Below are 20426 nucleotides of genomic sequence, written 5' to 3'. Positions count from 1 at the left end.
GCCGTCTTCAACCAACTGGCCAGCTTCTGCCCGCACGAAGGATTGGAATTGCGGCGCGCTCAAGACGCTCGCAGATGCGCCCGCCGCGACGGCAAACAACAGCGCAGAACCCAGGCTGAGACCGATGTGTGGAGATGTCTTCATGCAGCCGAAGAATAGTGTGCGGGACGCGGGGCAGGTTCGGCTGGCGTAGGGCCGGCCTTTTCCAGACGGTCATACCAATTCAATTTGATGAATACCGATGTCACCGCGAGAAGCGCCCCGACGACCCCCGCCCACTTCCAGCTGCGAAGCACGATGAAGATTGGCAGCGCTGTAAGCGAGAGCTGCCACACGATTCCAACAGCGACATTCGTCATGTCTTTTGCGAAATCTGGATTGGGAATGAAGCTGGGATTCTCGGCCACGACCTTCGCGCGAATCGGCCCCCACGCGCCCCACGGATTGACCGTCTTGTAAAAATTCTTCAACACTGAATCGTCTTCGGCCTTGGACAAGAAGGTTCCCAGGAGGCAGCCGGCGACCGACAGGCCGAAGATGATCGGAAAGAGGAATAGCGGGTTGCTGATCGGATGGCCGAGGACGAGGCGGGCCACTTCCGGCATGAACATGGCGCTGAGAATGCCCGCCATCATTCCCCAAAAGTACCCGTATCCATTGAAGCGCCACCAATACCATTTAAGCACGTTCGCCATCACGTAGCCGCCATACAGCGCTCCCACGATCCACATCATGACTTCCGTTATGCTGGTCGTGAGAAGCCCAAACAGGGTTCCGACCAAAAGCACGCCAACCGACGCGACGCGGCTCCAAAACACCTGCGCCTTGGGCGCCATGGTGGGATCGAAAAACCGCTTATAGATGTCGTTCACCAGATAGGCGGGCGCGGCATTCAGGGTTGCGGCGAAATTCGACATAAGCGCGGCAAGCAAGCCAGCCAGCAGCAATCCGACGACGCCCGCCGGGATATACTGGCTGAGCACGATCGGCAGCAGCTTCTCAAAGTCAGGCTTCTCCATGGCACGCAACTCGGGCATGCAAAACGCCAGCGCCAGAATCGTGATCCCGGTGATCATCGCGTAACGCGGAAAATACAATGCGACGTTGACCATTCCGTTCATCATGCAGGCCTCGCGCGGATTCCGCGTGGCGAGGATTCGCTGCATGTCGTAATTGGGCGCAGGCCCTGCGAGACTCGCGAGAATTCCCTTGAAGAACATCAGGCCGAACACAATCCCAAACAGTTCGTTCCCGTCAGTGCGAATCACATTGTTCACCTTGTCCAGGATTCCCGTCCAATCGAGCTCCAGACGCAGTCCGAAGAATGGGTTCATCCAGCCCGCGGGGATCGCAGCCTGAATCATCTCAGGCGACACCTTGACCATGGCTATCACCGCAATTGCCAGCGCTGTGATTGTAAGAATGGTGAATTGCATCACCTCGGTAATCACCACGCTCACCATTCCTCCCTTGATCGCGTACAGGGAAGTCAGGCCAAGGATGATCATGGCGTAGATGTTTTCGTCGGTGAAAAGGCCAGCGGTGTTTCCCGTGAATTGCCAGGGGAGCATGACCACCGCGAATTTCCCGATGCCCTTGAACGCGTAGGCAAGCATGCCAATGACGTTCACGAGCGCAAAGAAGACGACGCTGAGATGCGCGAGATTGGCACCGCGACCACGGCCAAACCGCGTTTGAATCCATTCCGCGCCAGTCAGCACGTTCGAACGGCGCAGCCACGCACTCAGGAACATCATCAGGAAAATCTGGTTGAACACAGGCCAGAGCCAGGGAAGCCAGAGGCTCTTGAGGCCATAGACAAAAAGGATGAACACGAGCCACATCGTTCCACTGATATCAAACATCCCCGACGCGTCGGAGATTCCCAGCACATGCCAGCGCAACGAACGGCCGCCCAGAAAATACGAATCCAAATCCTTCGAGCCACGGCGCGATACCCACAATCCGATCAGCAGAACGAGGAGGAAGTATCCCACGATGATCGCGATATCAATGGCGTGGAGCTTCATACTGAAGAAGGGCGGGTTGAAATCACGCGCGAATACTGCCGCTACAGGTGCTCGCGGCGGAGTCGTGTGTTCTAACGACACTTCCCCTGGAGGATGGCGCGGGGAGTTTCAGCCCGCTTGAGCGCATTTGTTTCGGCGCGCGTCAGGCCGATCGAAATCGCTCTTTCCGAAGCACGCTTAAGCGGCGTGAACGCGCGATCCTGCGAATCCCGCAGCGCGTGCCTTCAGCCGCTTCAGGTTCGGCTACTCCAGCGTGTTAGAAACGATCCGACGCGCCACGCTTCCGAACGATAACGCGGCATGAATGCCCCGTTCCTGTCTGCTCACGAATTCCCCAGCGGAATGTTCGTGAACTTCGCGACTGCCTGGGCGCGTGAACGCACGTGCAGCTTCTCGTAGATGCGCCGAATGTAAGTGTTCACCGTCGGAACGCTGATCTGGAGCGAATCGGCAATTTCCTTGTAGAGATAACCCCGCGCGAGCAGTTCCAGCACTTCGCGCTCGCGAGGCGACAAATCGTGGCTGGGATGCGCAGGGGCATTCGGCCGACGGAAGGATTGCACGACCTTGCGCGCAATGTTGCTGCTCATCGGCGAGCCGCCCGCATGCACTTCCCGCAACGCGGCCAGTAAATCGTTCCGCGCAGTCTGCTTCAGCAGGTAACCGCTGGCGCCGACAGCAAGCGCGTTGAAAATGTGATCGGCATCCTCGTACACGGTCACCATGACGAATTGCGTGTTCGGCAGGATTGGCTTCAACCGGCGGATGCATTCGATGCCGTTCAACCCGGGCAGGTTGATGTCTGCAAGCACGACGTCAGGCTTTTCCTCCGGCATGCGCGCCAGGGCTGTCTCCGCGCTCCCGTGCTCACTCACCAGCTTGAAACCCTCTGCCCGCTTGATCCATGCCGCGATGATTTCCCGGGCGGGCAAATCGTCTTCGATAATAGAAACCGCAATACTCACTTCCGGGCTGACTTTAGTTCGGCTCATTGGCAAATGCGTGTCGTGTGTTTTGGCTACAGCTCAGGCGGGGACAGCAACAGGCACTGTCAGACGCACTGTCGTTCCGCCCCCCACGACACTGTCAATCTCGCACGAGCCCCCGAGTTTCCCGAGCCGCGATCGAATGTTCGCAAGCCCGTTGCCTGACAGGATGCGTCCGTTGCCGCCTGGCTTGTCACGCGAGACGGTCTGCGAAAAGCCCCTGCCGTTGTCCCGAATGGCGAGCGTGAATTTTTGCGCAGAGGTCGTCAGGATAACAATCACCTCGGTCGCGCCCGCGTGCTTGACGACATTGTGCAACGCTTCCTTCACAGCGAGGAACAGATTGTGCCGCACCTCGGCGGTCACTGGCCAATGTGGCAGGTCGACAGGCACGTCCAGGCGGCAGCGGATCTGAAGCGGCCCGAGGAAATCCTGCGCGAACTTTCCGATGTAATTGGCGAGACTGTCGAGCGTGTCGTGCTGCGGATTGACTGCCCAGACGATCTCATCCATCGCGCGCGTGAGCTCCCGCGCCGTTCCATAAATCCGTTCAAGCTGCGTCCCCGTATGCTGTGGATTGTCGAGCTCTCCATATGCCGATTGACTGAGCAGCGAAATGCGAGTGAGGCTGGCCCCAAGGTTGTCGTGAATGTCCTGCGCAATCCGCGCGCGTTCCCGTTCGATCGCGCGCTGGCGTTCGATGCGCTCGAACTTCAACCGCATGCGACGCCGCGACACGCCCAGCGCCACGCCGACAAGCAGCGTCGCGGCAAGCAACATTTCGAGCAGCTTGAACCACCAGCGCTGCCAGACGTGCGGCTGCACGACAATCGCAAGTTGCGCGCCCTGCTCGTTCCACACGCCGTCGCTGTTGCATGCGATCACCTGGAAAGTATAACTGCCGGGCGGAATGTAGGTGTAGGGTGCAACACGCTTCGTTTCCGCATCAGTCCACGCAGTCTCAAGTCCCCGCAGGCGGTATCGGAACCGCACCTTTTCCGGCGCGACGAATGTCAGTGCAGTGTAATGAAACTCGAAACGTTGCTGGCCCGGTGGAACCTCCAGGACGCCTTCCTCGCGTGGCAGCGTCACCGGCCGTCCTTCAATCCAGGCGCTTTCAATCACGACGGGCGGGGGCAGCTGATTCACCTTCGCGTCAGCGGGATCCAGCATTACCAATCCCTTGGTGGTTGGAAACCAGAGCCGCCCGTCCGCGGTCTTGCATCCGGCGGGCTGGAACCCCCCCGTGCATTCCAGGGTCGGCATGCCGTCGGCTTTTCCATAGCTTAGGCAGCGCACCTGCGCGATCTCGCCGTCGGCACAACGGTTCAACTCTGATTTTGCCACTCGGAAAATGCCGCCGCGCGAACTGAACCAGAGATGCTTGTCGTGATCCTCTTCGATATGACAGATCACATTATTCGGCAGCCCCTCGCTCATGCTGATCGCGCTGATCCGTCCGTCTTTCAAGCGGTTCACGCCGCCTCCGTAGGTTCCAATCCACAGGACGCCATCAGGATCCCATCGCAAGCAATGCACATACTCGCTTGTGAGTCCCTCCGCGCGGTGGTACGTCCGCAATTGGCCGTTCAGGAAATAACCGAGTCCGCCTCCCATCATTCCAAACCACACGCCGCCGCGATCGTCTTCCACGACGGCACGCACGTCAGGCACGTCGAGACCTTCGTTTCGTCCGAACAGGCGAGTCTCCCCGTTCTGGTAACGCATGAGGCCGTTGCGAGTTCCGATCCAGGTGACGCCGTTCCGCGCATGCAACAGAGCGGGCGCGGGAACGTTCATGCCCTCCAATCCTGCGGCGGTTCGAAACTGATTTCCCTGGCTCACAAAGACTCCCCCGCCCCACGTGCCGGCCCAGATTGTTCCCCGCGCATCCTCCGCGATCGACCAGACGAACACATTGGCCAGTCCGTGTGCTTCGCCAAACTGGCTCCATTGGCCATTCTGCAGGCGATAAATCCCCACGCCTTCGGTTCCGATCCACAGCGACCCATCCTGTGCCGCGGTGACAGAAAGCACGTCCCGCTCGCGCCAAAGATCGGGCGGAGTCACAGTGCGCACATTTCCCGCCCGCAACGCGACGATTCCGCGGCTGCCCGTCCCCGCCCACAATGTTCCTTCTCGATCCTCAAACAGGCAGCGCGTCCAATCGTGCGGAAAGCCATTCGAACGATCGAAATGAATGACGCCGCGGCCGGCAAAGTGAAGATACAACCCTGCCTCGAGAGTGCCGACTGCCAGCGCGCCACCTCGCGTTTCCAGCATCGCGCTGATGGAACTTTGCCCCCACGGAGCGGGCCCGAGGTCCGCCACGAGTTTCTCGCCATTCCATTTTCGAATGTTGTCGCCGCTTACAATCCACAGAGTGTCGTCGAGCGCCGCGCAGATGCCGGTGGCGTATCCGCCGGGCCCTTCATCGCCTTCGGCCAGCGGAATCAGTTTGCTGTCCTTCAGCGCAAAGACGCGCCCCGCGTAGGCAACCCAGATTTCGCCGCGGGAATTTCGCGCAAACCCAGCAATCTTCGTCGCTGTGCCGGCGTCCGGAACCGCAAGGGTTTCGCCCGTGATCGCCGCCAGAAGGCCTTGCTCGTTCAACAGCCACAATTTGCCGGAACTGTCCGAGCCGATTCCGATGATCTTGCGGTTTTCCCACGGCACACGGTATTCAACCGCGGTAAACCTGCCGTCCCGATAGCGCGTCAACTCCCCGGTTTCATGTCCGATCCAGAGCGTGCCGTCATCGTCCTCAAACAGGCTCACAACGCGGCTGTTGCGCAACTCCGGTGCGTTGCTTCGGTCCCCGTCAAACACCGTAAACGAGTGGCCATCGAACCGTGCGAGGCCGTTGTAGGTTCCGATCCAAAGATAGCCGTCGCGGGTTTGAAGAATTGCAGTGACGGAATTCTGCGGCAGCCCGTTTTCTGAATCGAGGACCCGGGGAAAATAATTTGGAAGCGGCGTTGCCGAAAACGCAGGTATTGAAATCAGCGCCAATAACACGACAGCAAGGCGCAGCAGGAAAATTCTGCAACTGTCGCCAACTGCATTGCTGCTCCGGTTCACGGGACGCACGGCGCTGATTCTGGAACCCGATCAGGGGCGGCGCAAGAGAAGAACAGCCTCGCTCGCAAAGTGCGATTTGATTAAGCGCGGGCAACGCCCATTTGCTTATGGCTCGTAACGAAACGAAGCCTTCAAGCCGCCAACCAGGACTTCAAAATCCCCAGGTTCTGTCACGATCCGGCTTTGCGCATCGACGAATGCCAGGTCACTTGCGGTGAGGGCGAAGGTCGCGATTTTGGTTTCGCCGGGATTCAGGGAGAGCTTTTGAAATGCCCTCAGCCGCTTCGAAGGAGGCGTCGTCGAAGCAAACAAATCGCGCGTGTAAAGCTCGACGGTCTCAGGGGCGGCCCGCTTTCCAGAGTTCACAACCTCCACCTCCACGGTCAATGTTTCCGCGCCCCGCAAAACGGGCGCGCCCAGCCGCAGATTGCGCACTTCAAACGTCGTGTAGCTGAGTCCCGTGCCAAACTCCCACTGCGGTTTGAATTCCTTCGCGGGCGTGTGATCGGGTGGTTCAAATTCATTGATGCTCGCCGTGTGATTGCGATCATACGTCAGCAGATGATTCTCGTATCGCGGATAAGTGAACGGCAGCTTTCCGGATGGAACTGCGTCGCCAAATATAACATTGGCAATCGCGCGTGCTCCCTGCGACCCGGGCCAGTACGCGAGCAGTATACTCGCCGCACCCGGCTCAATCTCGCGAATCACGCGGCAGCGTCCCTGCACAAGGACCAGCACGACCGGCTTGCCCGCAGCCTGCAATCGCCTCGCGAGTTCCTGTTGTCCGGCAGGCAGGTCGAGTGAGCTGATGTCGCCTGGTGTCTCCGCGTAAGCGTCCTCGCCGAGGCAAAGAATCACAGCATCGGCATTGGCCGCCGCGCGTTCCGCGCTTTCCAGATCAACGGCTCCGCCCGCAAAAGTGACGCCCTGATGGTAAGTTACGTTTCCAGCGCCGACCTTTTCGCGAATCGCTTCCAGGATCGAACGAGCGCTTGCGGGGTATTTGCTTTCATCAAGTCCCTGCCACGTGAAGGACCAGCAGCCGTGCAGCGCGCTGATGCTGTTCGCCGCGGGACCTGCGACCAGAACGCGCGCCGATTTTTTCAGCGGCAGCGTCGTCCGTTCGTTCTTCAACAGGGTCAATGATTCCTCTGCAGCCTGCAGGGCCAGCTGCTGATGCTCAGGCTGTCCGAAGTTCGCCGCCGCTTCCGCCTCAACATACGGATTTCGCAACAGGCCCAATTCAACCTTCAGTCTGAGAATGCGCCGAACGGATTTGTCGATGCGTTCTTGGTTCACTCGGCCGTCCATCACGAGTTGCTTGAGCAACTTCGCAAACGAGTAATCCAGCGGCACCATGCTGATGTCGAGACCCGCTTCAACGGCGATTCGCACCGCGTCGGCAGGCGTCTCCGCAATCCGATGCCATTTATGCAGGCGAATCACATCCTCCCAATCTGAAACAACGACGCCGTCAAAACCCAGCTCTCCCCGGAGGACATCGGTAAGGTAATATTTGCTTCCATGCACTGGAACGCCATTCACCTCGCCTGAATTGACCATGATCGTCCTGGCTCCAGCCTTGATTGCCTCCCGGAAGGGCGGCAGAAAATATTCGCGCAGGTAGGGATCTGGAATTAACGCAGGTGATCGATCCTTGCCGTTGAACGGAAACGAATACCCAACGTAGTGCTTCATGCAGGCGGCGACACTCGTGGGCGCACTGAGATCGCTCCCTTGAAATCCTTTCACCGCGGCGACTCCAAACACTGACGCAAGCAATGGATCTTCACCGAACGTCTCAGGCAGCCGCGACCACAGCGGCTGGCGTCCGACGTCGAGCACGGGCGCAAAGGTCCATCGAAGTCCCGCTGCTCGCGTCTCACGCGCCGAAACCTCCGAGCTCAACCGCATCAATTCAGGATTGCGCGTCGCTGCCATGCCAATGCTCTGCGGAAACAACGTCCCATCCTTCACAAAAGTGGCTCCATGAATGGAATCAATCCCATACAACAGCGGCACCTTGTTTGGCGTCTCCGCCCGGATCATGTCCTGGATCGTCTTGTGAACGTAGGTCCATTCCGCGAGGGAAAGAGCGCGGCCCAGTCCGTTGTTGATGAACGAGCCGATCTTGTGGGTGACGACAGCTTCGCGAAGCTTTGCGGGATCGAGCTGAATGGGATTGCTGCCGGCCCGCGTCACGACCAGGAGATCCAGTTGCACCATCTGCCCGATCTTTTCTTCAAGCGACAGCTTACCGAGCAGTTCGTCAACTTCATGGTCAATCGTGGAAGCGGTGGCGTTTTGCACAAGCAGGAAGAGGGCGGTCGCGGTGGACAGCAGGTTTTTCATTGTGTTCAGGATGCACAACTGACGGTTCGTCGCCGTCCGTCGCCCCGCGACACTAACACGGTGTCCGGACCCGGCACGTCGTGAAAACCAATTACAATCCTGAAGTCAGCCAGTCGCCTCCGTGCTCGCCATACGTCGCCAGCGCTCGCGCTCCCATCGTTTCCTGAAGGCTCTGCTTCGCCTCCTTCAGGACCCGTTCGATCGTCGCGCGGCGAATCTGCTCGCTCAATGCCGAATTGTTCCGAAGAGTCTCCAGCTGCTGTTGCGTCGTCCGGGCAATGTGGTGCGCCTGCGCCGCAACCTCGCGCGCGAGGCCGTACCGTTCCGCGACGCGATGCAACTCCTGAAATGCTCCATCTTTTGCGAGTTCGTATTCCGCGTGCCGCTCCTCGCCTAACACCTCGCGAATGCGCGCATCCAGGTCGGCCTGCAACTGCTCTCCGCGCCGAAACTTCTCTTCATGGGGAAGCTCCTGTTGATCCAGCTCCTGCTGTGCGTCGACCCATTCCATTCGCAATTGCGTCACCAGGCGCCACTCCTCCCGGGTCGGCTCGAATCCCGACAAGTCCGCCGCCCAAAGCGATTCACGGGATCCCAACAAGCGCGCGTCGGTTCCCGCATTTTCGAGGTCGGGCGTTGCCGTTGCCTCGGCCACTGCACTGGTTTGGTGGTTTGCGGAAACGGGCTCGCTGACCCGCGGCCGGTCGCCGAGTACGTCCTGAATCATGGCCTGGCGTTCGGCGGCCAGGGCGTCCAGCGGCGGACAGCATTCCGATCGAATGGCTGCTTCGCCTTTCAATGCCAGATCCCAATACCGCGCCTGGCAGGACTGAATCAACACCTCACGCCGCGCATGGAATCGCTCGTTGATTTCCGCGACGATGATGTCGGCGATCGTCTGCGAAGGACAACCCACTGCCTCGAGATTCTGGCGGTAGACTTTCAAATCAGCATCGCACAATGCCTCCCAATCGAACTGGCGCTGCGCCGCTTCCAACGCAAGAGGTTCATTCCGTTCGTCCTGCCCTCGCTCTGCTTCCACGTTGGAAGGCAAACTCGCCGCCACGGCATGTTTGCGGAGTGGTTTGCGGGCGATGAACGAGGCCAGCACCGCAATTCCGAGTGCCATATTCAAGATCAACGATGTGCGCAGTAACAGGTTCATCGCGCGAAGCTAATTGGCTTCCTCTTGTTGCAGGATCGACATCCATTGTCCGGCGCCGCTCACATACTCGCGGTAATCAGCACCCAGCCGCGCCGCAACGGATTTTGTGGTCATTGACTTCAGCACCGCCAGGGCGGCGAGTTGTTCTTCAGCGGAAAGTGTCGCGTCGTTGCGAACCTGCGACGCCTGCGATTCCGCCGCCCGGCAGGTGTTGTAAATGTGCACGGCAACATCTCGTGTCATGTTTCGCGCGGCTGTAAACGCGAACAGTTCCCGGAATGCCTGGTCCTGCGCCCGTTCGTAATCCGAGAATCGCACCGGGCCGAGCATCGTTCGCACGCGGCTTGTGAACGCGGTTCTCTTCGCTTCAATCGTATCTCCGGCAAGCGGAGCTTCGGCCAGGAATTCCTCAGCGAACATGTCCCGATGCTCCAACGAGAACCGCACGAATTCCCGCAGTTCGCCTCCGTTGATCGTGACGCCGTCCCAGTGGATATCCTCCACAGGCAGATACGCTCCAGCCTGCGTTCGCAATTCGAACTCCAGTTTATCCGCTGCAGACAGCATCCCCGACATTTCGCGCTGAAGAGTGTGGTAAAGCCGGCGCAGTGCCTCCCGATCTTCTGCAATCAATATTCCTCCCGAAGCCTCTTTTATGGCGCGCGCCTGCTCGGTGGCGTCGGCAAGAAGAGAAAGCAACTGTGGTCCTTTCGACGCAGCCAGGAACCCCAGCAAAATGGACGTGTAGGAATCCTGATGCCACACGTCGCGGCTGGAATGGTCCCATGGATAGCCAATCAATTCCCGGACCAGTGCGCGCTTTTCAGCAGCCATTGCAGCCCGTGAAAGCACATGCTGCCGCTCCAACGCCCGGCGTCGCGTCGCTCCATTCCACGGCGCGGGATTGGGAGGCGTGTGCCCGGGCTTCGACGCGCAGAGCTGATCCAGATCTGCGACGATGATGTCGCGCAGCGTCTCTTCGGGACAATGGATCGCGCGCAGGTTGCTGACGTATTGGCGGTAATCCTGCGACTCCAATGAGCTCCATCGAAAAGGAATCTGCTTTATGGCGGACGGGTTTGCCTCCGAGTCGATAACCACGGCCTGCAGCGGCGGCACAGCCGGAGAATCAATCGCGGTCACGAAAGTTGGGTCAGCCCCGGACGTGACGTCCTGCAACGACACCAGCGCAATGACAAGTGCCGCGTTGAGCGAGAGCGACGCCGCAAAGACGAACTTTCCGTTCACAGAACCTCCTCAGCGAACATCGGTCCTGAGTTCCGTCGCAGCCGCGCCATCTTCAGGCGGCGCTTCACCCGCCTTTCGCTGTTCACGCGCAATCATGCGTTCGATCTTCGCATTGTGCTTTTCCTGGAGCCGCTTTGCCCTGGCCTGGCGGAACAGTTCGTGCGAGGTCCAGTCAAGATTTGCGGCAGCACGCAGGTCGCCGCCGAACCGGCTCCAGAAACGGCCAATTTCCCGATGCCGAAAATCAGCAATCATCCCGTCCTTAACCTCTTCAAAGCTGAGCCGGCGCGCTTCCTTCAACCCTGTAAGTTCAATCACATGAAATCCGTCGCGGGTTTCGACAACATCGCTGATTTCGCCAATCTGCTTCATGGCAAAGGCAACGTCGCCGAACGGATCATCCCCAGGCCCTCGAATAAATCCGCGTCCTGAAAAGCCGCGGTCGCCACCGCGATTCCGGCTCAATTCATCGTCGGAGTATTCCTTCGCCAGCGCGGCGAAGTCCTCGCCTGCGCGAATGCGCTGAAGCAGTTGTTCCATTTTCGCCCGCGCGGCCTGTTTCACTTTCGCTGATGCGTCGGGGTTCACGCGGATAAGAATGTGCCGGACTCGACGCTCCTCTTCGCGATCGAACTCCGCGGGGTAATCGTTGTAGAGTTTCAACGCGGCCTCATCGCTCAGCGTTTGCTTGTCCGCAGCGTGCACGGTGTAGAGCTTCTCAACCCCGAGCGTGTGCCAGCGGATGCGTTCGCGAACGTCGCCGAGCGTTTTCCCCTGCTCTTCAATTTCCTGCGCCGCCTGCCCGGGTGTCTGCCCGAGCGCCCGCATCCTGGCCTGCAGATGCTTGTCAACCTCATCCTCGGTGATCTCAAGATTATCGGCGCGAAGTTGTTGCGCGATCAATCTGCGTTCAATCAGCGACTCCAAAACCTCGTGACGCAGGAGCGCGCGGGTGGCTTCGCGGCCCGACTCTTCGAAAATGATTCCCTTCGACGCGTCGCGCGCCTTGTTCGCGTTGATCCAGCGGTCGGCTTCGGCTTCCACCTCTGCATGCGGAATGGGATCGCCGTTGACGAACACCGCTATATCGCGGCGGGAAGTGGAGGGACCAGTGCAGGCGGTTGCAACAAGGAGGAGCATCGCAGCCGCCGCGAAATTCCAGGATGTGGGGATACGCAAATGACTCATACACCGATTAGCGTGGCCGAGGCAGCCGCTCCGGTTGGGACGAAGCGGCTGCGTGTTGTGGTTGTGGTTGGGTCAATCGATCAGAAGCCCCAGGCAGACATGCTTGTGAATGTAACCTGCGCGCTTGTGGGACCAGGCGACCCTGACGAGCCTTCCATCTGCAGGTTGGCGATCAGCCACCAATCCTTGCCGACGAAGTTATTGCCCGTATGCGTCGCGCTCCAGGCGTTGTTGATGTAGAGCCAGACCCAGGCATGGTTGGTGCCGTCGTTTTTGGCCTGGATGTGAGTCTTGTACATCGTATTGTTCGACGAACGGGTATAATTCTCCCATCCGCCGTCGTAGGTGTTCTGCCAAACCGTGCCGCTGCCCTTCCATTCGGCAATGTCCACTTCTCCAGTCCAGCCGCCGAGTGTTGTGATCCAGAAGGCGGGCCACGTACCACGCGCAGTGGGAGCCGAAACGCGGGCCTGCGCGCCGATCGCCTTGTTCGAGCGCAGCTTCAGCGTGCCGCTTTCATAGATCACGCCCGAGCGATACTTCTTTCCGTTCAGGCCAGGCTGGGACGCCGTAATCCGATAGCCGCCAGATACTGGCGTCACCGCTGACGTCACCATGTAGACGTTCCCGTTGTGTGTTGATGATCCCCAGGGATACTGGCCGTTGTTGACCCACGCCGCGGGTGAGGAGGCGATTCCTGCCATGGCGAGCGCGAGGGCTGCCACTGTGGTTTTGGTTGTGTTCTCCATAGGTGTGTTTGCTCCCTGTAGTTTGTTGGGTTGTGTTGGGGTTTGTGTTGGGTTCAAACAACGAACAGCAGACCTGAACTGCCCCAGATCATGCGGCTCCGAAAAGTGATTTGTTATGCGAACGAACCTTCGACCAACGCTAAACCGACTCCGCAAAAAGACTTCCGTCCCGCAGCCATCGATAACTCCAGCGTCGCTCAGGATTGAGTGGATCAGTCCGGTGAGTGAGTGTGATGATGAATATCAGAATCGCTGCATTCCGCCTATCCCCCATTCGGGTAGTTTTAGTTCACCCGTTCGAGGGTGGGTGATCTTGGGATCAGCGAAACGTGTATCTCACCCCGATCGAAAGAAGATGCCGCGTGTATTCCCGTCCCGATGCATGCGGCGTGTGCGTCAGGCCTTTTTCCAGGACGCAGGAAAACTCGGCGTTCACACGTTCGGTCATTGCGACGTTCACAAACGCCGTTCCCGTGAAGGCCCAGTCGTCGCGCATCGCGGGCTTCCTGAACTCGGTGTTGTAAGCCCGCCCACCCAACCCGATGGTCCATCGCGCGTTCAGCTCATGGCGCCAGTTCATGTCGATCGTCAGATCCTGATACGTGCTGCGGCCGCCTGATCCCGGCTGCTCAAACCGCTTGGCTGCAATGCGCACGGTGTCGGAAGGTGACAACGTGAATGTCAGGGCGGCATCCACGAATACATTCATTCGCTCGCGCGATCCGAACCCTCCCGCCACGTCGCTGCCAAATCGCCTCAGTTCCGGTCCAATAGCGATTGTCGCCTTCAGCCAATCAGTCGGATCTCCCTCCACGCCCGCGAGAAAGCGATGGAATCTGTTGTCATAATCCTCGTTCGAATCAAAGAGCGTTGCCTGCTCTTGAATTCCGTACCGATACCCGCACCACAACGCAGCCTTTCGTCCGATGCTGTGGCCGAAATCCCCGCCGAACGTGAATTCACTTCGATCCACCGCGTTCTGATATCCTGCAGATTCCCGATGCTCGGTGCGAAAGTCATGCACGTAAGCCGTGATGACCGGGCGGGCAAACCATTCTCCGAAATGTTGTGTGATGCGTGCGCTGCTCCGCAGGATGGTTGCGTCGCGACGGTCCCGGATTGCTGGCGCTCCGGTTGCAGGCGCGCCCCCCTCTTCAGTCCAGATCGGGCTTTGCGAATTGCCATCAACGTGCACTGCTGTGCCGCTGACCTCATACGCCGTCTTTTCTGATGCCCCCGAGACATTCAGTGCGACCCGGTGGAGAATAAAATCTTCGGAATGCTCCGAATGAAACACGTTCACCTCGGGCCCATATGTCAGGGTCCCGTGAAGCAGCGCGCCAGAGTCCCAGCCCATTCCCGCTTGCGGAATGATGCTGCTGACGAAGGAACCGCGATCGGATTTCGGGCCGTGCGATTGCAGGAACACATTGCTGTCGAACGTTTCCTTCAGCGCAATGTTCGCCTTGAAGTTCAATTGCGAAGTCGATGCGGCATCGGCCGCTTTCCCGACCGTGATCAACGAACCCAGCGCCAGCAATCCGGCACATTTTGCGACTGCTTGAAAGTGCCAGATCACTGTGTCACGAAACTTGAATATGAACGTGTTCAATGAGTGCATTCATATTCAACCCTGGGCTGCCACGCCGATAATCCTGCATTGCCAAAGGACAACCGCAAATTGCCGGCATAGCGCAGGTTTCGAAACCTGTCCTGCCCTCCGCAGTAGCTGCTACGGAAGACTGTATCGCAGACGTCCTAGTCTGCGGGGCGTTACCCATCCGTGCGTAAGATCCCAACCCGATACGACGGAGCGCCGACTTGGAGTCCGCTTAACGCTCAATTTTCGCCTGGGTCCGCCCAATTCGAGAAGAGCTGGTTCTCCATGAAGTATCTGAGTTCGCTTTCAATTCCTTGCGCGATCGGTTTCTCGATCATCGTAAGCCGAGTGCAAGTCGGGGCTCCGGTGACGCCGTTAGTTTTTCCAGAACATTTCACAATTCCATGACAAACATTGCTTGCCGCAGTGCCACGATCATCGCATAACAAGCGCGCATGCCAGGCGTGGTCAAACAATCCCGACCGAGTTTTTTCTGGCAGGGCGTCTTGATCATCGCGCCCGTCGCCGTGCTCGCGTCTGTGGCAATCATCTCGCTCATCCAGGACCGGCGCGAACTAGATGGCGAAGCGTTTCAGATCGCCGAGCAGATTGCAGAACGACTCCATCGCGAGCTCCGAAATGTCATTCTCCCTCCCGTCCACGCCGCGCGATCCGCAGGGTTCAATTGCAGCACCTGGTTCCATCCATCGGTATTCTCGAATTCCGGAACGAACGCAGCCAGGCTGATGAGTGATCTTCCGCACGAAGATCCAGTGTTTCGCAATGCCACACAGGAAATCCCGCTGCAAACCGCGCTTTTCAATTCGGACGGAGAGTTGCTTTTTCCTCCTCCAATCTCAGAAACCCCAACCGACGAAGTGCTCCAGCAGCGCGCGGGTTCAGCGGAATCCCGTGCGTGGGCGGAAGCGATCGTCTCGGAATTCGTTGAACGCGATCTCGAGCGCGCTGCCAGTCAGTATGGTCACCTTGCCGAGAGTGGGGACCAACTGGTGGCGTCGAAGGCCCGCTTCACCCTGGGTTTGGTGCAACTCAAGCGCGGCCTCACCAACGCTGCTCGCGAGACATTCCACAGCGCAAGCGGCAGTGAAGCCGGTCTTCCAATCATCCCCAATCCGTGGCGGGCATTGAGCCGCTTTCATCTTGCGTCCTTGGCGACAAATGAAGCCGCCGTCAGAACTCAAATGACGCTGATGTCCGCCGACGCCATCCACTGCCCGACCCTCCTGACTCCGCTGCTGCTGGAGAAGGCTGTCGCACTGGAACAGGAACGAGCAGGCGCTTCGCAATGGAAGGAAGTGTGGGAAACTCACGAACGCTCGCGCGCGCTCGTTGCCGCTCACGGGCTGGGCACGTCCGGTTGGCTCTTGGAGGATGGCGGCGCATGGCTATGCGCGGTAATTACATGCGAGGGCCAAAGCCTTTTCGTGGCGCAGGAACATGGCGCGATTGCCAGCGCCGTCGGCAAAGCATTCCAAAATGCAAACGTTCCAGGATTTCTCGGCGCGCGAGTTGAAATCGCGGGACACACCCTCTATTTGGCAGCAAGCTCACTGGAATCGCTACGAACCTTGGCGTCCACGGAAACCGATTTCGAACCCCGTCTTGCGGTGGCAGTTCTCCTCCGCGATCCCGCCGCATTCTACGCCCGCCAGCGTCAGCGCCAGGTTGTGTACGGATCATTGATCGGCATTACTGCGATGGTCGCGTTCCAGGGCTTCCGCCTGGCGCTCCGGAGTTTTCGCGCGGAACAGGCGCTCAACGAACAAAAATCGAACTTCGTCTCAAGCGTCTCCCATGAACTGCGCGCGCCCATAGCATCGGTCCGTTTGATGGCTGAAAGCCTGGAGCGCGGCGCGGTTTCGCATCCCGGCAAGCAACAGGAATACTTCCGATTCATCGTCCAGGAATGCAGGAGATTGTCGTCGCTGATCGAAAACGTCCTCGACTTCTCGCGCATCGAACAGGGACGAAAACTGTATGACTTCGAACCCACCGACCTGCGCGCGCTCACGAGCGAGACAGTCAAAGTCCTGCAACCTTACGCGGACGAACGCGGTGTGACTCTTCGCGTTGAAGTCCCATCCGCTGAATCAGGAACATTGGACTTCGAGTTGATGGCCGACGGCCGAGCCATTCAGCAGGCCTTGATCAATCTCATCGACAACGCGGTGAAACACTCGCCACGCGGCGAATGTGTCATTGTGAAATTGACGCGCCCCGAAGAGACCCGTTCCCCGAGCCCTGCGCTTCACATCTCTGTCTCGGATCACGGCCGCGGGATTCCGGCCACTGAACACGCGCGCATCTTCGAGCGCTTCTACCGGCTGGGCTCCGAACTTCGACGCGAAACGCAGGGCGTTGGCATCGGCTTGAGCATTGTGAAACACATCGTCAATGCGCATGGCGGCTGCATTCACGTCGAGAGCCGACCCGGAAAAGGAAGCCGCTTCACCATCGAATTGCCGATTCACTCACGTCCAATGAATCCATGTCCCGCATCCTGATCATCGAAGACGAGACACCCATGCGTGTCGCCCTCGCCGACGCGCTTGCGTCTGAATCCTACCGCGTTCTGACCGCGAACGATGGGGAGTCGGGCCTCGAGCGCGCGCTGTCCGAGAAACCTGATCTCATCCTGCTCGACGTGATGATGCCGAAGCTGAACGGTTTGGAGGTGTGCGCGGCGCTTCGACAGGTTTCCAATCCCGTGCCGATCCTGATGCTGACTGCAAAAGGCCAGGTTGAAGACCGTGTGACGGGCCTCGACATGGGAGCCGACGATTACCTCGTCAAGCCATTCAGCCGCGACGAATTGCTGGCGAGGGTGCGCGCGATGTTGCGCCGTGTCGAACGCCAGGTCAAAACGGCCCGGGTTTTGAAGTTCGGTGAAGTGGAAGTCGATCTCATCCGTCAAACCGCGATTCGCGGAAAAACCCAGCTCCATCTCACGGCAAAGGAGTTTGCGATGCTGCGATTAATGGCAGAATCGGAAGGCGAGCCTGTTTCTCGCGAGCGCTTCCTCGATGCCGCGTGGGGTTACGCATCGTTTCCAACGACGCGCACAGTGGACAGCCACGTTGCGAGCCTTCGCCGCAAGCTCGAACGCGATCCTGATTCACCGCGCTTCATTCGCACGGTCCATGGCGTTGGATATCGCCTCGAACTATGAGCCGACATTTTGCAAATCCGTGACAATTCGTTGGAGCTGGTTTGGGAGGATATGGGCACGAATCAGCAGCGCCAGGGCAGGAGAAATCGGCAGTGGAAATGAACTTGATATGAAAACACTCCGCACAGATAGGGAAGAACTTGTATCAGCGATGATGACTCACGCATGGGCGCTCGCAGGTCTGTCGGCGCGCGCGAAGGGGTTCGCCAAGATCGTCTGCCTGACGCTCTTCCTTTCACTGCCATGCAGCGCACCAGCAGCAACGACCAACGACCTGACATTTCTGCTGCAACAAGGTCTGTTCGAGGAGGAGGCGAATCGTGACATCGAGGCCGCGATTGCGAGCTACGACGCATTGGCAAAGCAGTTTGACCGAAATCGATAAATTGCAGCGACCGCCATCTTCCGTCTCGGCGAATGCTATCGCAAACTCGGCCGCACCAACGAGGCTGTTCCGCACTACGAACGCATCATTCGCGAGTTCAGTAACCAGCAGATGCTCGTCACGTTGAGCCGCCAGAACCTGGCTGGCATTCGCGGTTTTGCGGCGGGGGACACACAGCCAGTCCCCGTTCCGAAAACGGTTGGCGAGGTTATAACAGACGAAGAGGAACAGGAGATTCGGCGTATTCAGGCGATGATCCAGAACAGCCCAGACTTGATCAACGCCAGTCCTGCCACCTCTCGCACCCCGCTCGCAAATGCCGCAGAGAAAGGACACGTCCATGTGGCCACTTTCCTGATCAACAACGGCGCAAACGTGAATCAGGCTTCAGACGGCGCCGTGCCTCTGTATTACGCAGCCAGGGCGGGACACAAAACCATGGTCGACCTGTTGCTGAAACACGGCGCGGAAGTCATGGCGCGAAACATCACGAGCGAAACCGCTCTGCATGTGGCGTCGGCGCGCGGATACAAAGCCGTCGTTGAATCCTTGATCGCCGCAAAAGCCGACGTGAATGCAAGACGGGCGCAGGGGCGCACACCGTTGCACGACGCGGCAGAGGGAGGATTTGTCCCTGTGGCTGAGGCCTTGATAATAAACAAGGCTGACGTGAATGCCCGGACTTCGCATGGTCAGAATCCCGTTCACCTTGCAGCCGCGAAAGGACACACCGAAATCATCGCTGTGCTCCTGCAACATGGCGCCGAAGCGGATGCGGCCGATCAATCGGATTCAACGCCGTTGTTTCAGGCAGTAACGTACGGCCACCTTAGGACAGTTGAGGTGTTGCTCGCGGCAAAAGCGAACCCAAACCACCTGAACCAAGGCGGGAGCCCCCTCAGCATAGCGGCACAAGTTTCGCTGGAAATGGTGGAGAGGTTGCTGACCGCTGGCGCAGACCCTAATCGCGGCTCACGGAATTTACCACTGAGCAGTGCGATTGAATTTGGGAATCCAGAGAGACTTACAATTTGCGGAACCCTGCTTCGCGCAGGGGCTGATCCGAATATTTCGGCTGAACAATTTCTTCGCCGCGGAAGGATTGAAGACGTGATCGGTCCGACGCCCGCGATTTCCGCAATACAACTTGCTATGGCGCGAAAGGAGAGCTCACTCGTCCTGCTCATGCTGAAGCATAAAGCCGATCCCAACACACTGAGTCTTCGCGGCCAACCGATAATCCGTCAGGCGATTGCAGAGCGAATGACGGACGTGGCTCTGGCGTTGTTGGAAGCAGGAGCCGATCCTCAGCGGGAGGATGGAACCGTATTGATGTTTGCGATCGCGGCCAGGATGCAGCCGGTTGTTGAGGAACTCATCAAGCGTGGTGTGCCCATCAATCGCCGATTTCAATGGAACCTAGGAACGGAGTCGCCGCTAGGTTTGGCCATAAGCCTCAAGAAAGGGGAACCGGCACTGGCTGACCAATACGCAGCGATCGCCGACCTTCTTCGCCAGCAGGGCGCGCTCGAGAATCCTCCAGATTTCACACGCATCACTATTCAACGCAATGGCGCCGGCTTGAAAACGGTCTTCTGGCGCGGCACGAACGATTGGAACCATTTCACGTTGCTTGACGCGATTCTCGTAAACTACAGCCACCCCATGAGCCCCCCGACATTTCCGGATTTTGCCGATCTCACCATTATTCGTCAGCTCCCAGGCACGAGCGAAACCCGCCAAACCTTGAATATTCTTCGCGCGGACGGAACGATCGATTGTGAAAAGAACGTTCCGCTGGAATGGGGGGATGTCATAGAAATCCCCGAGCGTGAACATACATTGGACGAACGGTGGACGGGTCTGCCTCAAGACCAGGTTCAATCTCTCCACAACTGCGTCAAAGGAACTGTCGAACTGAGATTTCGCGATAAACAGGTTTTCATTGCTGTTTACCCATTTGAATCATCCCGCCTGTGCAACGTCTTGGAGTCGGCCCAGGCAAAAGCAATCCTGCTCTCCTCATCCGACCTCTCCCGCGTCAAGATCACGAGGACCGCTGAGAACGGCACGCGAAAGGTATGGACAATCAGTTGCATTGCGAAATCGCCGAGTCAGGCTCTCCCACCCCAGCCTCACATGGGCGGCGGCAGCAGGCTCGTTCTTAACGGATCCGTCCCCCCGCCAGACGAGTTGCACCTGCGCGACGGCGACATCATCGAAGTTCCAGAACGGTAATCGAAGCGTGCGCTCCGGGGCGCTGATTTGCAGTCGGCTTAACGCTCAACCCAGCCTGACGCGGTCAAATGCGTGCCGCGTTCGTCCTCCTTTGTGCAATCAGACGTCACTCTGGATTGTACGCGATCGGTTTCTCGATCATCGTAAGCCGACTGCAAGTCGGCGCTCCGGGCGCGCTATGCGCGTGGGGCGACATCCGGGTTGCTGACTG

Annotated in this window: 13 protein-coding genes; 4 read left to right on the top strand and 9 right to left on the bottom strand. The window is 58.6% G+C overall.

The features are described from left to right. Window positions 1-140 precede the first annotated feature (140 nt). The 9 genes from VEH04_09175 to VEH04_09135 form a co-directional block, all read right to left on the bottom strand. The gene (locus VEH04_09175) at window positions 141-2030 is read right to left on the bottom strand and encodes a sodium:solute symporter family protein (protein ID HYG22941.1); all 1890 of its coding nucleotides are present in this window, start codon (window positions 2028-2030) and stop codon (window positions 141-143) included. A gap of 323 nt (window positions 2031-2353) precedes the next feature. Then, entirely contained in the window at window positions 2354-3022 is a 669-nt protein-coding gene (locus VEH04_09170) for a response regulator transcription factor (protein ID HYG22940.1), read from the bottom strand. Window positions 3023-3055: 33 nt separating this feature from the next. After that, window positions 3056-6097, bottom strand: a complete 3042-nt coding sequence (locus VEH04_09165; protein ID HYG22939.1) for a two-component regulator propeller domain-containing protein — start codon at window positions 6095-6097, stop codon at window positions 3056-3058. A gap of 105 nt (window positions 6098-6202) precedes the next feature. After that, window positions 6203-8452 (bottom strand): glycoside hydrolase family 3 N-terminal domain-containing protein, encoded by a 2250-nt coding sequence (locus VEH04_09160; GenBank protein ID HYG22938.1) that lies wholly within the window; start codon window positions 8450-8452, stop codon window positions 6203-6205. A 91-nt stretch (window positions 8453-8543) separates the two neighbouring features. Next, window positions 8544-9617 carry a hypothetical protein gene (locus tag VEH04_09155; GenBank protein HYG22937.1) on the bottom strand — a complete coding sequence of 358 codons (1074 nt, stop codon included), beginning with the start codon at window positions 9615-9617 and terminating at the stop codon, window positions 8544-8546. A gap of 9 nt (window positions 9618-9626) precedes the next feature. After that, window positions 9627-10865 (bottom strand): hypothetical protein, encoded by a 1239-nt coding sequence (locus VEH04_09150; GenBank protein HYG22936.1) that lies wholly within the window; start codon window positions 10863-10865, stop codon window positions 9627-9629. A 9-nt stretch (window positions 10866-10874) separates the two neighbouring features. Continuing rightward, on the bottom strand, window positions 10875-12053 hold the full coding sequence (locus tag VEH04_09145; protein ID HYG22935.1) for a peptidylprolyl isomerase: 1179 nt from the start codon (window positions 12051-12053) through the stop codon (window positions 10875-10877). 80 nt (window positions 12054-12133) lie between these two features. Then, on the bottom strand, window positions 12134-12802 hold the full coding sequence (locus tag VEH04_09140; protein ID HYG22934.1) for a hypothetical protein: 669 nt from the start codon (window positions 12800-12802) through the stop codon (window positions 12134-12136). 319 nt (window positions 12803-13121) lie between these two features. Beyond that, on the bottom strand, window positions 13122-14423 hold the full coding sequence (locus tag VEH04_09135) for a hypothetical protein (GenBank protein ID HYG22933.1): 1302 nt from the start codon (window positions 14421-14423) through the stop codon (window positions 13122-13124). Between the two features lie 434 nt (window positions 14424-14857). Between VEH04_09135 and VEH04_09130 the strand changes: the two genes are divergently transcribed. The 4 genes from VEH04_09130 to VEH04_09115 all read left to right on the top strand — a co-directional run bounded on the left by VEH04_09130 (window position 14858) and on the right by VEH04_09115 (window position 20215). Continuing rightward, window positions 14858-16927 carry a HAMP domain-containing sensor histidine kinase gene (locus tag VEH04_09130; GenBank protein HYG22932.1) on the top strand — a complete coding sequence of 690 codons (2070 nt, stop codon included), beginning with the start codon at window positions 14858-14860 and terminating at the stop codon, window positions 16925-16927. Next, window positions 16912-17592, top strand: a complete 681-nt coding sequence (locus VEH04_09125; GenBank protein HYG22931.1) for a response regulator transcription factor — start codon at window positions 16912-16914, stop codon at window positions 17590-17592. The genes VEH04_09130 and VEH04_09125 overlap by 16 nt, the downstream gene beginning before the upstream one ends. Further along, window positions 17564-17977 (top strand): hypothetical protein, encoded by a 414-nt coding sequence (locus tag VEH04_09120; protein ID HYG22930.1) that lies wholly within the window; start codon window positions 17564-17566, stop codon window positions 17975-17977. The genes VEH04_09125 and VEH04_09120 overlap by 29 nt, the downstream gene beginning before the upstream one ends. A gap of 111 nt (window positions 17978-18088) precedes the next feature. Next, window positions 18089-20215 (top strand): ankyrin repeat domain-containing protein, encoded by a 2127-nt coding sequence (locus tag VEH04_09115; protein HYG22929.1) that lies wholly within the window; start codon window positions 18089-18091, stop codon window positions 20213-20215. Window positions 20216-20426: the final 211 nt, after the last annotated feature.

Source organism: Verrucomicrobiia bacterium (assembly GCA_035629175.1).
Lineage (GTDB): Bacteria > Verrucomicrobiota > Verrucomicrobiia > Limisphaerales > DASXHY01 > DASXHY01.
This window is presented reverse-complemented; position numbering and strand designations above follow the sequence as displayed.

What these genes read in the sequence shown, in the direction of transcription:
- VEH04_09135 (HYG22933.1), bottom strand. Translation starts at nt 14,423, where the DNA reads ATGCACTCATTGAACACGTTCATATTCAAGTTTCGTGACACAGTGATC.
- VEH04_09115 (HYG22929.1), top strand. Translation starts at nt 18,089, where the DNA reads ATGCTCGTCACGTTGAGCCGCCAGAACCTGGCTGGCATTCGCGGTTTT.
- VEH04_09140 (HYG22934.1), bottom strand. Translation starts at nt 12,802, where the DNA reads ATGGAGAACACAACCAAAACCACAGTGGCAGCCCTCGCGCTCGCCATG.
- VEH04_09145 (HYG22935.1), bottom strand. Translation starts at nt 12,053, where the DNA reads ATGAGTCATTTGCGTATCCCCACATCCTGGAATTTCGCGGCGGCTGCG.
- VEH04_09155 (HYG22937.1), bottom strand. Translation starts at nt 9,617, where the DNA reads ATGAACCTGTTACTGCGCACATCGTTGATCTTGAATATGGCACTCGGA.
- VEH04_09125 (HYG22931.1), top strand. Translation starts at nt 16,912, where the DNA reads ATGTCCCGCATCCTGATCATCGAAGACGAGACACCCATGCGTGTCGCC.
- VEH04_09170 (HYG22940.1), bottom strand. Translation starts at nt 3,022, where the DNA reads ATGAGCCGAACTAAAGTCAGCCCGGAAGTGAGTATTGCGGTTTCTATT.
- VEH04_09130 (HYG22932.1), top strand. Translation starts at nt 14,858, where the DNA reads ATGCCAGGCGTGGTCAAACAATCCCGACCGAGTTTTTTCTGGCAGGGC.
- VEH04_09160 (HYG22938.1), bottom strand. Translation starts at nt 8,452, where the DNA reads ATGAAAAACCTGCTGTCCACCGCGACCGCCCTCTTCCTGCTTGTGCAA.
- VEH04_09120 (HYG22930.1), top strand. Translation starts at nt 17,564, where the DNA reads ATGGCGTTGGATATCGCCTCGAACTATGAGCCGACATTTTGCAAATCC.
- VEH04_09175 (HYG22941.1), bottom strand. Translation starts at nt 2,030, where the DNA reads ATGAAGCTCCACGCCATTGATATCGCGATCATCGTGGGATACTTCCTC.